Origin of the sequence: Curtobacterium sp. Arg-1, from assembly GCF_025643395.1 — a bacterium.
Classification (GTDB): domain Bacteria; phylum Actinomycetota; class Actinomycetes; order Actinomycetales; family Microbacteriaceae; genus Curtobacterium; species Curtobacterium poinsettiae.
In genome coordinates, this window is sequence record NZ_CP095731.1 from 1,354,120 (window position 1) to 1,368,907 (window position 14,788).

The 14,788-nt window shown below is 64.5% G+C and carries 12 protein-coding genes and 3 rRNA genes; 9 read left to right on the plus strand and 6 right to left on the minus strand.

Going from position 1 to position 14,788, the window contains the following annotated elements:
- Positions 1 to 166 precede the first annotated feature (166 nt).
- From MXD64_RS06520 to MXD64_RS06545, 6 genes are all read left to right on the plus strand, one after another.
- Positions 167 to 1,141: a C40 family peptidase gene (locus tag MXD64_RS06520; protein ID WP_263137288.1), complete on the plus strand. Its 975-nt coding sequence runs from the start codon at positions 167 to 169 to the stop codon at positions 1,139 to 1,141.
- A 93-nt stretch (positions 1,142 to 1,234) separates the two neighbouring features.
- Positions 1,235 to 2,467 (plus strand): 23S rRNA (adenine(2503)-C(2))-methyltransferase RlmN, encoded by a 1,233-nt coding sequence (rlmN, locus tag MXD64_RS06525; protein WP_017885785.1) that lies wholly within the window; start codon positions 1,235 to 1,237, stop codon positions 2,465 to 2,467.
- 598 nt (positions 2,468 to 3,065) lie between these two features.
- Positions 3,066 to 4,587, plus strand: a 16S ribosomal RNA gene (locus MXD64_RS06530).
- A gap of 433 nt (positions 4,588 to 5,020) precedes the next feature.
- Positions 5,021 to 8,148, plus strand: a 23S ribosomal RNA gene (locus MXD64_RS06535).
- Between the two features lie 156 nt (positions 8,149 to 8,304).
- A 5S ribosomal RNA gene (gene rrf / locus MXD64_RS06540) occupies positions 8,305 to 8,421 on the plus strand.
- The 16S, 23S and 5S rRNA genes sit together here, the layout of an rRNA operon.
- A gap of 255 nt (positions 8,422 to 8,676) precedes the next feature.
- Complete coding sequence (locus MXD64_RS06545; protein WP_159556622.1) at positions 8,677 to 8,817, plus strand: hypothetical protein; 141 nt, start codon at positions 8,677 to 8,679, stop codon at positions 8,815 to 8,817.
- Between the two features lie 75 nt (positions 8,818 to 8,892).
- Here the strand turns inward: MXD64_RS06545 and MXD64_RS06550 are convergent, their stop codons facing one another.
- The 4 genes from MXD64_RS06550 to MXD64_RS06565 are packed head-to-tail and all read right to left on the minus strand — an operon-like array spanning position 8,893 to position 12,387.
- Complete coding sequence (locus MXD64_RS06550; protein WP_194590658.1) at positions 8,893 to 9,525, minus strand: response regulator transcription factor; 633 nt, start codon at positions 9,523 to 9,525, stop codon at positions 8,893 to 8,895.
- Positions 9,522 to 10,724, minus strand: coding sequence for a sensor histidine kinase (locus MXD64_RS06555; protein WP_263137289.1), 1,203 nt, complete (start codon positions 10,722 to 10,724; stop codon positions 9,522 to 9,524). The genes MXD64_RS06550 and MXD64_RS06555 overlap by 4 nt, the downstream gene beginning before the upstream one ends.
- 29 nt (positions 10,725 to 10,753) lie before the next feature.
- Entirely contained in the window at positions 10,754 to 11,551 is a 798-nt protein-coding gene (locus tag MXD64_RS06560; protein WP_263137290.1) for an ABC transporter permease, read from the minus strand.
- Positions 11,548 to 12,387 carry an ABC transporter ATP-binding protein gene (locus MXD64_RS06565; protein ID WP_263137291.1) on the minus strand — a complete coding sequence of 280 codons (840 nt, stop codon included), beginning with the start codon at positions 12,385 to 12,387 and terminating at the stop codon, positions 11,548 to 11,550. The genes MXD64_RS06560 and MXD64_RS06565 overlap by 4 nt, the downstream gene beginning before the upstream one ends.
- A 199-nt stretch (positions 12,388 to 12,586) precedes the next feature.
- Here MXD64_RS06565 and MXD64_RS06570 point away from each other — a divergent pair, with 199 nt between their 5' ends.
- The 3 genes from MXD64_RS06570 to MXD64_RS06580 are packed head-to-tail and all read left to right on the plus strand — an operon-like array spanning position 12,587 to position 14,108.
- Positions 12,587 to 13,114 (plus strand): hypothetical protein, encoded by a 528-nt coding sequence (locus tag MXD64_RS06570; protein WP_259575473.1) that lies wholly within the window; start codon positions 12,587 to 12,589, stop codon positions 13,112 to 13,114.
- Between the two features lie 10 nt (positions 13,115 to 13,124).
- Positions 13,125 to 13,592 carry a hypothetical protein gene (locus MXD64_RS06575; protein ID WP_263137292.1) on the plus strand — a complete coding sequence of 156 codons (468 nt, stop codon included), beginning with the start codon at positions 13,125 to 13,127 and terminating at the stop codon, positions 13,590 to 13,592.
- Between the two features lie 36 nt (positions 13,593 to 13,628).
- On the plus strand, positions 13,629 to 14,108 hold the full coding sequence (locus tag MXD64_RS06580; protein ID WP_263137293.1) for a hypothetical protein: 480 nt from the start codon (positions 13,629 to 13,631) through the stop codon (positions 14,106 to 14,108).
- Between the two features lie 76 nt (positions 14,109 to 14,184).
- Here the strand turns inward: MXD64_RS06580 and MXD64_RS06585 are convergent, their stop codons facing one another.
- A complete protein-coding gene (locus MXD64_RS06585; RefSeq protein ID WP_263137294.1) occupies positions 14,185 to 14,451 on the minus strand; it encodes a hypothetical protein in 267 nt (88 codons plus the stop codon).
- The gene (locus MXD64_RS06590; RefSeq protein ID WP_263137295.1) at positions 14,376 to 14,762 is read right to left on the minus strand and encodes a hypothetical protein; all 387 of its coding nucleotides are present in this window, start codon (positions 14,760 to 14,762) and stop codon (positions 14,376 to 14,378) included. Before MXD64_RS06590 ends, MXD64_RS06585 begins: the two co-directional genes overlap by 76 nt.
- Between the last annotated feature and the right edge of the window lie 26 nt (positions 14,763 to 14,788).

Consider the following 14,788-nt stretch of genomic DNA (forward strand, 5'->3'; position numbering starts at 1 on the left):
GCACGCCGGCTCCGGAACAGCCGTGCGCGTCGTCGGAGTGGCCTGCGAGCGGTGATCGTTCCTGTGACCAGCTGCAGGAACACTCCGGCGCTGCCCAGCCGCGGACACCGTCGTGACCAATACGTTACTTTCCGGACCGCCGAGTGGTCCCGACCCGGAAGGACCCATGGGACGCCACACCCTGCCTGCAGCAGCCGACGACCGTCAGCCCGCGCGGACGCACACGCACCCCGCGCGACCGCACACGCACCCCGCGGCCGATCCCGCGCCGCTGACGCCGGACACGCAGCAGTCCCGTCCCCGCGGACGCCGCTCGGCCCTCGGCCCCGCAGCCGCCCGTTCCACCTTCGTCGAGCACCCGAAGCCAGCCCGGACCGTGCGGATGCAGCCGCGTCCCGCCCCCGTCGCGTCGTCGGCCGGCAGCGCGGTGCTGAGCCGGACGGCCACCCTGCGTGCCGAACGAGCGCTCGACCCGCGGCACATCCGTCGTTCCGCGAACGCGAAGCGCGCCGCGATCCTGCTGGCCCCCGCCATCGCCGTGACCTCGAGCCTGACGCTCGCCCTGCCCGCGAACGCCGACACGCTGCCGGTCGACACCCGCTCCGGCACGACCACGGCACAGGACGCCCAGACCTTCACGGTGGCGCACGACGTCCAGGTCCCCGTGGTCTCGACCGACGGCATGACCACCACCACGACGATCGTGTCCTACCCGACGCTCGACCTGCGGTTCGGGGTGACGACGGCGCAGGCACAGTCCGCGTTGTCCGCCGCGCTGTCGGCCGGCGGCGACCGGGCCACGATCCTGACGACCGCCCTGCAGTACATGGGGGACCCGTACGTCGAGGGCGGCGCGAGCCACGAGGGCATCGACTGCTCCGGGCTCACGATGGTCGCGTACCAGGCGGTGGGGATCCAGCTCGTGCACTACGTGCCGACGCAGGACGCCGTCGCCACCACGATCCCCGAGTCCGAGGCGTTGCCGGGCGACCTCGTCGTGTACGACGACGACGACCACGTCGGCCTGTACCTCGGCCAGGGTCTCGTGCTGCAGGCACCGCACCCGGGCGAGGTCGTCGACATCGTCCCGATGTACTCGGCGGCGCACCACTTCGCCCGCGTCCTGCCGGCCGGCAGCTGACCCGGCGGACCGCGCTGGGGCCCTGGTGGTGACCAGCAGGACCACCCGGACGGGGCGTCCCCACGGATCACGGGCCTCCCGTATCCTGGAGTGATGGCTTCCGATACCCGCACCCCGTTCGAACAGCAGCAGTCTGCTCGTCCGCAGGTGCGCCCGCGCACCGAGGGCTGGAAGCAGGCCACCGACACCGACGGCCGGCCGCTCCTGCAGTTCGCGTCCCCGAAGCGTGGCAAGCCGCCTGTGCACCTGGCCGACCTGACGGCCGAGGAACGCGAGGCCCGCGTCAAGGAGCTCGGTCTGCCCGGGTTCCGCGCCAAGCAGCTCGCGACCCACTACTTCCAGCACTACACGTCCGACCCAGCCAAGATGACCGACCTGCCCGCCGCCCAGCGGGAGCAGCTCGTCGCCGGGATGCTGCCGCCGCTCCTCACCGAGACCCGGCGGCTCGCGACGGACAACGGCGACACCATCAAGTTCCTCTGGAAGCTGCACGACGGCGCCCTGGTCGAGTCGGTCCTGATGCGGTACCCCGGCCGGATCACGCTGTGCGTGTCGTCCCAGGCCGGGTGCGGCATGAACTGCCCGTTCTGCGCCACCGGCCAGGCCGGGCTGACCCGCAACATGTCCACCGCCGAGATCATCGAGCAGATCGTCCGGGCCAACGCCGCGATCGCCGCCGGTGAGCTCGGGGGCGATCCCCGCAAGGGCGGCAACGACCGCGTCGACGCCGAACGCGTGACGAACATCGTGTTCATGGGCATGGGGGAGCCGCTCGCGAACTACAAGCGGGTGATGGACGCGGTGCGGTTGATGGTCGCGCCGCAGCCGAACGGCCTCGGCATGAGTGCCCGCGGCATCACGGTGTCGACCGTCGGCCTCGTGCCGGCGATGATCAAGCTCGCGGACGAAGGGATCCCGCTCACCTTCGCGCTGTCCCTGCACGCCCCCGACGACGAACTCCGCGACGAGCTCATCCCGGTGAACTCGCGCTGGAAGGCCGACGAGGCGATCGACGCCGCCCACAACTACTACGTCAAGACGGGCCGTCGTGTCTCGATCGAGTACGCGCTCATCAAGGACATGAACGACCACGCCTGGCGAGCCGACCTGCTCGCCGAGAAGCTCAACAAGCGTGGCAAGGGATGGGTGCACGTCAACCCGATCCCGCTCAACCCGACGCCGGGCTCCGTGTGGACCTCGTCCGAGGTGCACGTGCAGGACGAGTTCGTCCGCCGGCTCAACGCCGCCGGCATCCCGACGACCCTGCGCGACACCCGCGGCAAGGAGATCGACGGGGCGTGCGGGCAGTTGGCCGCCGCCGAGTAGGACGGTCCGGTCAGTCGGTCCGGTCCGGTCCGGTCCAGTTGGTCTGGGCGTCTGTTCGTTCGGGAGGCACGGTGCGGGTTCGCACCGTGCCTTCCGTCGTTCCCGGGGTGCGTCCACCCCGTCGATCACCGGAAACCCGGGGGACAGCTCCCGTTCACCGGAGTGCGACACGCCCGGGAGGAAGGACGGTTGGCGGGCCCCCTGGGGCCTGTGTAGAGTAATCACTCGTTGCCGCTGAGGCGGAGAACGGAACGGCCGAGACGGTCACAGGGTGCAAGCCCTGGATGCGCAGTCCGGACGGGGTCCCGCTCAGGCAACATCCCCATAAGAAGTCGAAGTGATTCGACGTGTCTGACGGTGGAACATGACGAATGCCTCTCTGGCGGAATCCTTTTGTGGGTCGAGCGGGGAGTGCGTCTGGTCCTTGAGAACTCAACAGCGTGCACATTGTCAATGCCAATTTATTGATTGACCTCGTGCCTGGTCGGCTTGCTGACTGGGTCATGAAGCAATTCCTTTTGGATTGAAGATTGTCAGTAGACAGTCAACAGTCAGAATCAACTCGGTCTGATGCCTTCGGGTGTTGGGTCTGTATTTTTTTACGGAGAGTTTGATCCTGGCTCAGGACGAACGCTGGCGGCGTGCTTAACACATGCAAGTCGAACGATGATGCCCAGCTTGCTGGGTGGATTAGTGGCGAACGGGTGAGTAACACGTGAGTAACCTGCCCCTGACTCTGGGATAAGCGTTGGAAACGACGTCTAATACTGGATATGATCACTGGCCGCATGGTCTGGTGGTGGAAAGATTTTTTGGTTGGGGATGGACTCGCGGCCTATCAGCTTGTTGGTGAGGTAATGGCTCACCAAGGCGACGACGGGTAGCCGGCCTGAGAGGGTGACCGGCCACACTGGGACTGAGACACGGCCCAGACTCCTACGGGAGGCAGCAGTGGGGAATATTGCACAATGGGCGAAAGCCTGATGCAGCAACGCCGCGTGAGGGATGACGGCCTTCGGGTTGTAAACCTCTTTTAGTAGGGAAGAAGCGAAAGTGACGGTACCTGCAGAAAAAGCACCGGCTAACTACGTGCCAGCAGCCGCGGTAATACGTAGGGTGCAAGCGTTGTCCGGAATTATTGGGCGTAAAGAGCTCGTAGGCGGTTTGTCGCGTCTGCTGTGAAATCCCGAGGCTCAACCTCGGGCTTGCAGTGGGTACGGGCAGACTAGAGTGCGGTAGGGGAGATTGGAATTCCTGGTGTAGCGGTGGAATGCGCAGATATCAGGAGGAACACCGATGGCGAAGGCAGATCTCTGGGCCGTAACTGACGCTGAGGAGCGAAAGCATGGGGAGCGAACAGGATTAGATACCCTGGTAGTCCATGCCGTAAACGTTGGGCGCTAGATGTAGGGACCTTTCCACGGTTTCTGTGTCGTAGCTAACGCATTAAGCGCCCCGCCTGGGGAGTACGGCCGCAAGGCTAAAACTCAAAGGAATTGACGGGGGCCCGCACAAGCGGCGGAGCATGCGGATTAATTCGATGCAACGCGAAGAACCTTACCAAGGCTTGACATACACCGGAAACGGCCAGAGATGGTCGCCCCCTTGTGGTCGGTGTACAGGTGGTGCATGGTTGTCGTCAGCTCGTGTCGTGAGATGTTGGGTTAAGTCCCGCAACGAGCGCAACCCTCGTTCTATGTTGCCAGCGGGTTATGCCGGGGACTCATAGGAGACTGCCGGGGTCAACTCGGAGGAAGGTGGGGATGACGTCAAATCATCATGCCCCTTATGTCTTGGGCTTCACGCATGCTACAATGGCCGGTACAAAGGGCTGCGATACCGTAAGGTGGAGCGAATCCCAAAAAGCCGGTCTCAGTTCGGATTGAGGTCTGCAACTCGACCTCATGAAGTCGGAGTCGCTAGTAATCGCAGATCAGCAACGCTGCGGTGAATACGTTCCCGGGCCTTGTACACACCGCCCGTCAAGTCATGAAAGTCGGTAACACCCGAAGCCGGTGGCCTAACCCTTGTGGAAGGAGCCGTCGAAGGTGGGATCGGTGATTAGGACTAAGTCGTAACAAGGTAGCCGTACCGGAAGGTGCGGCTGGATCACCTCCTTTCTAAGGAGCATCTGGTCAGTGCTGGTCGCCCATTAGGGGTGGTTGGTTGCTGGTCCAGGCGCCTGTTTCGGACCGAACGTGTCCGACGGGTAGCTCATGGGTGGAACATTGACAGTGCAGTTGGGAGTGATGCTTCCGACCTCAGTACGCTCTGCTTGCAGGGTTGGGACGGGTCGGGGGTGGAGCGCTCAGCTGGTGCACGTTGTTGGGTCCTGAGGGACCAGGCTTCCTGCTGCTACGTGAGTGGTGGTGGGGGTTGGGCCTACGGGTCCTTCGTCGGGCCAGTGTGATCCTGCTGTTGTGGTGGGGGAGTGCTGGTGCCGATCGTATGTTGAGAACTACACAGTGGACGCGAGCATCTTTGATTCGCGTCATCCATGATCAGCCTTTGGGTTGTTGAGTGGTGACGTTGGATCGCAATTTTAATCTTTGTGGTCAAGTTTCTAAGAGCAAACGGTGGATGCCTTGGCATCTGGAGCCGATGAAGGACGTAGAAATCTGCGATAAGCCTCGGGGAGCTGATAATCGAGCTGTGATCCGAGGATTTCCGAATGGGGAAACCCCGCCAGGCGTTTTGCGACCTGGTGACTCCCGCCTGAATATATAGGGCGGGTAGAGGGAACGTGGGGAAGTGAAACATCTCAGTACCCACAGGAAGAGAAAACAACATGTGATTCCGTGAGTAGTGGCGAGCGAAAGCGGATGAGGCTAAACCGATCATGTGTGATAGCCGGCGGGCGTTGCATGGTCGGGGTTGTGGGACACGTCACTCAGTTCTGCCGGACTGGGGCGGTTACAGCGCATCATAGTCGAACCGGTTTGAAAGCCGGGCCGTAGTGGGTGCCAGCCCCGTAGACGAAATGGTGTTATGGCCGGATGTGTATCCCAAGTAGCACGGGGCCCGAGAAATCCCGTGTGAATCTGTCAGGACCACCTGATAAGCCTAAATACTCCCAGATGACCGATAGCGGACAAGTACCGTGAGGGAAAGGTGAAAAGTACCCCGGGAGGGGAGTGAAATAGTACCTGAAACCGTTTGCTTACAAACCGTCGGAGCCTCCTTAGTAGGGGTGACGGCGTGCCTTTTGAAGAATGAGCCTGCGAGTTAGTGATATGTGGCGAGGTTAACCCGTGAGGGGCAGCCGTAGCGAAAGCGAGTCTGAATAGGGCGTTTGAGTCGCATGTTCTAGACCCGAAGCGAAGTGATCTATCCATGGCCAGGTTGAAGCGACGGTAAGACGTCGTGGAGGACCGAACCCACTTCAGTTGAAAATGGAGGGGATGAGCTGTGGATAGGGGTGAAAGGCCAATCAAACTTCGTGATAGCTGGTTCTCTCCGAAATGCATTTAGGTGCAGCGTTGCGTGTTTCTCGCCGGAGGTAGAGCTACTGGATGGCCGATGGGCCTCAACAGGTTACTGACGTCAGCCAAACTCCGAATGCCGGTGAGTGAGAGCGCAGCAGTGAGACGGTGGGGGATAAGCTTCATCGTCGAGAGGGAAACAACCCAGACTACCAACTAAGGTCCCTAAGCGTGTGCTAAGTGGGAAAGGATGTGGAGTTGCACAGACAACCAGGAGGTTGGCTTAGAAGCAGCCACCCTTGAAAGAGTGCGTAATAGCTCACTGGTCAAGTGATTCCGCGCCGACAATGTAACGGGGCTCAAGCACACCACCGAAGTTGTAGATTTCGCACTATAGACAAGCCTTCGTGGTTCAGTCGTGCGGAGTGGTAGGAGAGCGTCGTGTGGCGAGTGAAGCGGCGGAGTGATCCAGCCGTGGACGCTACACGAGTGAGAATGCAGGCATGAGTAGCGAAAGACGGGTGAGAAACCCGTCCTCCGAAAGACCAAGGGTTCCAGGGCCAGGTTAATCCGCCCTGGGTAAGTCGGGACCTAAGGCGAGGCCGACAGGCGTAGTCGATGGACAACGGGTTGATATTCCCGTACCGGCGAACAACCGCCCAAGCTAATCCAGTGGTGCTAAGAGTCCTAACCCGGTACAACCGGATCCCTTCGGGGTGATGGTGGCCGGTCTAACGCTCGACCCCATGCTGGTGCGGTTAGCGTATGAACAGGTGTGACGCAGGAAGGTAGCTGAGCCAGGCGATGGTATCCGTAAGGTGAACCTGGTGTAAGGATGTAGGGCTGACGATAGGCAAATCCGTCGTCTGTGTGCCTGAGATCCGACGCGTACCCGTAAGGGGAAATCAGTGATCCTATGCTGCCGAGAAAAGCATCGACGCGAGGTTGCAGCCGCCCGTACCCGAAACCGACTCAGGTGGTCAGGTAGAGAATACCAAGGAGATCGAGAGAATCGTGGTTAAGGAACTCGGCAAAATGCCCCCGTAACTTCGGGAGAAGGGGGGCCGGACACGTGACCGGATTTACTCCGTGAGCGTTGAAGGCCGCAGAGACCAGTGGGAAGCGACTGTTTACTAAAAACACAGGTCCGTGCGAAGTCGCAAGACGATGTATACGGACTGACGCCTGCCCGGTGCTGGAAGGTTAAGAGGAAGGGTTAGCCTTTGGGCGAAGCTCTGAATTTAAGCCCCAGTAAACGGCGGTGGTAACTATAACCATCCTAAGGTAGCGAAATTCCTTGTCGGGTAAGTTCCGACCTGCACGAATGGCGTAACGACTTCCCAGCTGTCTCAACCGCGAACTCGGCGAAATTGCACTACGAGTAAAGATGCTCGTTACGCGCAGCAGGACGGAAAGACCCCGTGACCTTTACTACAGTTTGGTATTGGTGTTCGGAGTGGCTTGTGTAGGATAGGTGGGAGACTGTGAAGCGGGCACGCTAGTGTTCGTGGAGTCATTGTTGAAATACCACTCTGGTCACTTTGGATGTCTAACGTAGGACCCTGATCGGGTTCATGGACAGTGCCTGATGGGTAGTTTAACTGGGGCGGTTGCCTCCCAAAGAGTAACGGAGGCGCCCAAAGGTTCCCTCAACCTGGTTGGCAATCAGGTGGCGAGTGTAAGTGCACAAGGGAGCTTGACTGTGAGACTGACAGGTCGAGCAGGGACGAAAGTCGGGACTAGTGATCCGGCAGTGGCTTGTGGAAGCGCTGTCGCTCAACGGATAAAAGGTACCTCGGGGATAACAGGCTGATCTTGCCCAAGAGTCCATATCGACGGCATGGTTTGGCACCTCGATGTCGGCTCGTCGCATCCTGGGGCTGGAGTAGGTCCCAAGGGTTGGGCTGTTCGCCCATTAAAGCGGTACGCGAGCTGGGTTTAGAACGTCGTGAGACAGTTCGGTCCCTATCCGCTGCGCGCGTTGGAAATTTGAGAAGATCTATCCCTAGTACGAGAGGACCGGGATGGACGAACCTCTGGTGTGTCAGTTGTTCTGCCAAGGGCACCGCTGATTAGCTACGTTCGGACCGGATAACCGCTGAAAGCATCTAAGCGGGAAGCCGTCTTCGAGATGAGATTTCCATGCACCTTGAGTGTGAGAGGCTCCCAGCAGACTACTGGGTTGATAGGCCGGATGTGGAAGCGGGGACTAACGACCCGTGGAGCTGACCGGTACTAATAAGCCGAAGACTTGATAACACACTGATTTCCGTGCACTTGTGCACGGGCTCGCGTCCACTTTGTGGTTCCCGACAGACGATCGGGAATCGAAACTGAATACACCGCTCTGCCCTCTTCACGGAAGGCAGTAGTCGGGACAGCTTTGAGACCAATGTATGATCTGGTCGAGAGTGTTCCGGTGGTCATAGCGAGAGGGAAACGCCCGGTCACATTCCGAACCCGGAAGCTAAGCCTCTCAGCGCCGATGGTACTGCAAGGGGGACCTTGTGGGAGAGTAGGACGCCGCCGGACTTAACGTAGTAACACCAGGGAACCCCTGACCATTCATGGTCAGGGGTTTTCTGCGTTCACGGGGTTGTTCTGAGCGATCTGACGGCGGTGGTCATGCCAGCGGTGCGCACCGGCACGCTGTGTGCGTCGTTGCGCCGTGGTCAGGTCCACTGCGCGGGACCCGGTCTCTTGTCTGCCCGGAGACGGTTCTGGTTCAGGATCGTCGGGAATCGCGAACCGGAACCGTCACACGCGCTGCAGGGAAAGATCCCCGTCGTGCACGGAGTCGTAGGGTCGGAGCGGGGGGACTGCGAAGAACCGGGGACGTCGAGCATGAGCGCACCGATCTGGCTGATCGCGATCGGCGGGGTGTCCGTCGTCCTCGGCGGACTGGTGTACGTCGGGCTCTGGCGATAGTGGATGCGCTGGAGTACGACGTCGATGCCCTTCGGGTGCGCTGCGGTGACCAGCGGCGCCTGACTGCGGTGTTGATCAGGGGAGGAGCTGGAGCTCCATCGCGCGGATCACCGCACGGGTGCGGTCGTTCACGCCGAGCTTCTCGAACACGTGGCCGAGGTGGGTCTTCACCGTGGCCTCACTGAGGAACAGTGCGCGCCCGATCGCCGGGTTGCTGTTGCCCTGGGCAACGAGGCGCAGGACGTCGAGCTCGCGCGGGGTCAGCGACGGGCCGGCAGCAGCGGGGAGGGATCCCGTCGCTCGGCGGACGAGCGCTGCGGCCGCCGATGGTGCCAGCGCGGTCTCGCCCCGTGCGGTCGCCCGGACGCCGGCGAGGATCTCGGACTCCGGGGCTGCCTTCAGCAGGTAGCCGGTGGCGCCGGCCTCGATGGCGGCGAGGATCTGGTCGTCGGACTCGTACGTCGTCAGGATCAGGACGCGGATGCCTGGGTCGGCGGCGAGGATCTCCGCCGTCGCCGCATCGCCGTCGAGCACGGGCATCCGGAGGTCCATGAGCACGACGTCGGGGCGTTCGGCCAGCGCCACCGTCACCGCGGCGCGGCCGTCGCTGGCCTGACCTACGACCACGATGTCGTCGGCGTCCTGCAACAGCGCGACGATGCCCGACCGGACGATCGGGTGGTCGTCAGCGACCACGACACGGATCACCGGGTCACCTGCGCCACGACGTCGCGTTCGACGGCCGGGAGGCTCGGCTCGGGTCCGGTGGGCAGGCTCGCGTCGACGACGGTGCCGCCGCCCGGTGTGCTCGTGATCGTGCAGGTACCGCCGGAGAGCGCCAGCCGTTCGTGGAGGCCCCGGAGACCGTGCCCGGCAGTCGGCACGCCGGTGTCGAACCCGACGCCGTCGTCGACCACGCGGACGCCGACGTGTTCGGGCGCGTGCTGCAGGACGATGCGGACGGAACGGGCGTCGGCGTGCGCGCGGATGTTCGCGAGGGACTCCTGGACGACCCGGAGCAGTACGACCTGGGCGTCACGGTCGAGCGGGCCGTCGGTCGCGTCGACGGCAACGGGCGTGCCGGTTTCACGGGTGTACCGCTCGGCGAGCCGGTGCAGTGCCCCGGCGAGGCTGCCGCTCGTGGCACCGGCGACCCCGGCGGCGATGAGGGCGCGGGAGTCCTCGAGCGCCGCTCGTGCCGACTCCTCGAGGACCGCCAGCCGTTCGTCGAGCGCGGCTCCACGGTCGTTCGCCAGGTCCTTGCGGGCGCGTTCGGTGAGCATGACGATGCCGGCGAGGTTCTGCGCGACGGTGTCGTGGATCTCGCGTGCCAGGCGCTCCCGTTCGCTCGCGACGCCCGCGCTCCGGTGGGCATCGGCGAGGGACTGCTGGGTGGCGCGGAGTTCGTCGAGGAGCTGGCGGCGCTCCTCGGACAGGCCGGCGACGCTCGAGATCCACACGCCCATCGCGCAGGCACCGATGACGCTGATGCCCTCGATGAGCAGGGTGCTGACGAGGGCGTCCGGGCCGTCGGAGACCTGCAGGCCGATGCCGCTCGCGATGCCGACCGCGACCGAGAGCAGGACGCCGGTGCGGACCCGCTCGGACTGCATCCAGACGAGCGGGAACGCGATGCACTGCACGAACGCGGTGCTCGGCACCACGGCGGGCAACACCAGGGCGGAGACGAGGACCAGCGGCAGGAAGGCCGCGGCGGCACGGGGGCTGTCGTAGCCGCGGTGGCCGAACACGACGTAGGCGACGACGAGCACCACGACCGCGGTGTACGCCGGCCAGCGGGTCGACCACGGGGACCAGCCGAACACGGTGATCACCGCGGTGAGGGCCATCGTGCCCGCGAAGAAGACGTGCAGCCAGCGGTTGCGCATCCACGTCTCGCCGTTCATGTGCCCAGCATCCCACCAGCGGGGCGCCATCAGGCGTCCTTGCGGTTCCAACGGAACGTCAACAGGCAGGCCACCGTGCCCAGGACCAGCCACGCTGCCAGCACGAGGGCTCCGAGGCCGAGGTGCCACGCGCCTCCCGGCTCACCCGACTCGAACGCACCGGGCAGGAAGACGGAGCGCATGCCGGACGCCATCCAGCGCAGGGGGAAGACGGACGCGACGTCCTGCAACCAGGTGGGGAGCTGCGTGAAGGGCAGGTAGACGCCGGAGATGAACTGCAGCACCAGCACGATCGGGACGATGGTGGCGGTGGCGCGGCGCCCCTCGCGGGGGAGCGCCGAGACCGCGATGCCGAGGACGCAGCTGGTGGCGATCCCGAGGACCATCACCCCGGCGAAGACACCCCACCGGCCCGCGTCGATCGGCAGGTCGACGCCGAACACCAGGCCCGCGATCGCCAGCAGCAGGGCCGTCTGCACGAGCGTGGTGACGAGGACCATGCCGATCTTGCCGACGAAGTACGACAGGACCGGCAAGGGCGTGCCGCCGAGACGCTTCAGCGTGCCGTCGCTGCGCTCGCCGGCGATGTCGACGCCGAGGGACTGCGTGCCGGAGAGCAGGATGCCCGTCGCCACCAGGCCGGGCAGGTAGTAGGTGGCGTAGTCGGCGCTGACGCCGGGGCCGGCCTGGATGTCGGCGGCGCCGGAGAACGCGACCGAGAACAGCGCCAACATGATGATCGGGAACAGGAACGTGAAGAAGACCGAGTCGGGAGCGCGGAAGTAGGTGCGGATCTCGTACGAGATGCGGCTGGTTGCTGTCTTCACTGCTGTCCCACCATGTCGAGGTAGACGTCCTCGAGGGACGGACGGATGACTTCGAGGTCGTGCATGGGGGCGCTGCTGCTGCGGACGAGCGCCGTCGGGTCGGTGGTGCGCTCGTCGTGGAGTTCCCCGCCGTCGTCACGCCAGCGGACCCGGGGCGTGCGGGCCTCGGCGCCGCCGATCTCGTCGATGGGTGCGAGGTCGAGGAGCTTCCCGTCGGCGATGACCGCGGCCCGGTCGGCGAGCTGGGCGGCTTCGTCGAGGTAGTGCGTGGTGAGCAGGATCGTCGTGCCCTCGTGCTGCACCTGCCGCAGGAGGTCCCAGAACTGCCGGCGAGCCTCGGGATCGAAGCCGGTCGTCGGTTCGTCGAGGAACAGGACCTCGGGGCGGCCGATGATGCCGAGGGCGACGTCGACGCGGCGGCGCTGGCCTCCGGACAGCCGGCTGATCCGGGTGTTGCGCTGCGTCTCGAGTCCCGTCGCGGTGAGGAGCTCCTCGACGCGGCGGTGCTTCGGGTACAGCGTGGCGAAGTGGTTCAGCTGCTCGGCGACGGTGACGTTCGGGGACTCCGCGCTGGTCTGCAGGACGATGCCGATGCGTGCGTTGTGGCTGCGGCTCGTCCGCGCCGGGTCGTGGCCGAGGACGCGGACCTCGCCGGCGGTGCGGGACCGGTACCCCTCGAGGATCTCGACCGTCGTGGACTTGCCGGCACCGTTCGGGCCGAGGAGCGCGAAGGTCTCGCCGCGTTCGATCGTGAAGGAGACGTCGTCCACGGCGCGTTTACCGGTGGCGTACTGCTTGCCGAGGTGCTGGACCTCGATGGCGGGGGACTCGGGCATGGGTCCAGCTTCGCCGCCCGGTGGTCGTGGGGGATCGGCCGGTGCGGTGGTGTCGGCATCGTCCGATCGGGGGATGGTGCAGGCCGGGAGGCGCGGTGCGGGTCGGTCGTGCCCAGAACGCTGCACGGGTCGTTGCGTCCGGCAACTCGTCTGATATGTTGCTGGCGGGGATGTGGTGCAGGCCGCGACGGGGGAGATGATGGGCGATCTGACAGTGTCGTGGAGCCCGCTCGACGCCCCTCCTCATGCTCCGATCCGCAAGCTGCTCGCCGTGCTGGTAGCCCTGCTGTCCGCCACGATCGTGCTCGCTGGATGCGCGGGCGGAGCGAAGAGCATGACCCCGGAAGAAACGCAGAAAGATGCCCTGGCGCTGCTCGACCACACCACGACGTCCACTGACCTCGATTGGTCGTCGCCCGGGGACCCAGTCAGCAAGAAGTGTTCCGAGGGTGTGCGTTACCAGTACATGGTGCATGCCCCGGTCACCTCGAAGCAGACCGAACTCGCTGACTCCCTGGCCGAGTTCTGGCGCTCCAAGGGACTCCAGGTCGAACGGAGCCAGCAGGAGTTCGGGGCGAAGTACGGGACCGTGTACGCGGCCACGGCGAAGGCTGACGGCAAGGCGGGCGCAGCCTTCGAGATCACGAACGGGAACGCACTCCTCTACGTCAACTCCCGGTGCGTCGCTGGCTCTCCGGACGATGAACAACAGCCGTGGCGAAGGTGACCCTGCCGTGATGGCGAAGCAACGCATCGGGCTCGTCGTGTTGACGGCGAGTCTGCTGACCGTGGGCATCACGGCCTGTGCAGGAGGGAGCCAATCGATGCACACCCCCGAGGACGCGAAGGCCGAAGCCTTGCAACTGCTCCGCAAGACCGAGAAGGCCGTGGACGTGTCGTGGCCCGACACCCCGGAACCGACCGCCGAGCAGTGCGATGACGGCGTCCGCTTCGCCTACTTCCTCCCGGTGTCGGTCGACAACGACGCGAAGGCAACCGCGAAGTCACTCCGGCAGTTCTGGGAGTCGGAAGGCCTTCGAGTATCGCCGTCCGAGACGGATTTCGGTGCGAGGGGCACGCTCTACTCGGCGACTGCCGACCGGGCTGGTGCGGCAGGAGCGGCGTACCAGATCAGTTCGACGTCGGTCGCAGTGCAAGTGACCTCTCCGTGCGCAACAGGGTCGGTGCACGGTGACGACGAGTGACGGCGTCGAGGCGGGGCGGCTCCGGTGACGAGGCGAGTGGACAAGCCGACGACCGCTGCCGCTCTGGCCGGCACGATCATCCTCGTGCTGTCGGGGTGCGGGATGGCAGGGCCGGGCAAGACCATGACCATCGACGAAGCGCGCTCGCAGGCCGTGACCGAACTCCGGTCGGTCCTGGAACTCGCTCCCGACACATGGCCACAGGAAGTCCCGAGGCCTGTCGCGAACGACTGTGAGGTCGACGGGCAGAAGGCGGTGCAGTTCAGCTACTACGTCGAGGTGGACAGGCCGGACGATCCGCAGGTGCTCATCGAACAGGCCGGTGAACACTGGAGAGAGCAAGGGTACGAGCTCGCAACGACGCAGACCGAGATGGATGCAGCGACGGGCGACGTGTCGGCCGTGGTCGCGCGCGCCGACGGCAAGCCTCGTGCGTCGATCGCAGCCACGAAGATCCGCGCGCACGTCAATGTGGACTCGCGCTGCGTGCTCGGGGACCCGGACGACTACCGGTGACGGCCCTGATGACGAATGAGTTCTGACGGTTCTGGTTCGCGATCGTCGGGGATCGTGAACCGAAACCGTCACCGTCTCAGTACTGCGGCCGGATCCAGTCCGTCGGTTCCACGAAGCGGGCGCGGGGCAGGACCTCGTCCGGCTCGGCGGTCCGCACGCTCGTGATGATCGTGGCCTCGCCGTACTCGTACGAACGGCGGGCGATGCCGTCGCGCTCGTCGATCACCAGCGTCGTGCGGAACGCCGGGTCCTCGTGGTGCTCGAACGTCAGCAGGATCGAGTGCTCGCCGACGTGCTGGACCAGGATCGGGTGGACGTCGTCCGCGGCGCGGCGCGGCCCCACCGGAGCATCAGGTCGGGCATGGCCATCCGGACGACGGGGGACGAAACCATGCCCCGGGCGAACGACACGTCGATCGGGCCGTCGTCGGGCTCGTGCAGCACGCCGTCGCGGTAGGAGACCGGCTTGGCCCGCTGGCGCACGAGCGTCCAGGTCTGCGCGGCCTCGTCGATGTCGACGCGGAACTGCCAGTACTTCTGCCGGGACTCCTGGTGGACGCCCTCGAGGACGTACCGGGCGGGTCGACGGAGGGCCGCGAGCTCCTCGGCGATCGCAGGACCGTCAGACCGGGTGAGGAGCTCGTCGAAACGCACGGTGCCAGCATGGCGCACCACGTGCC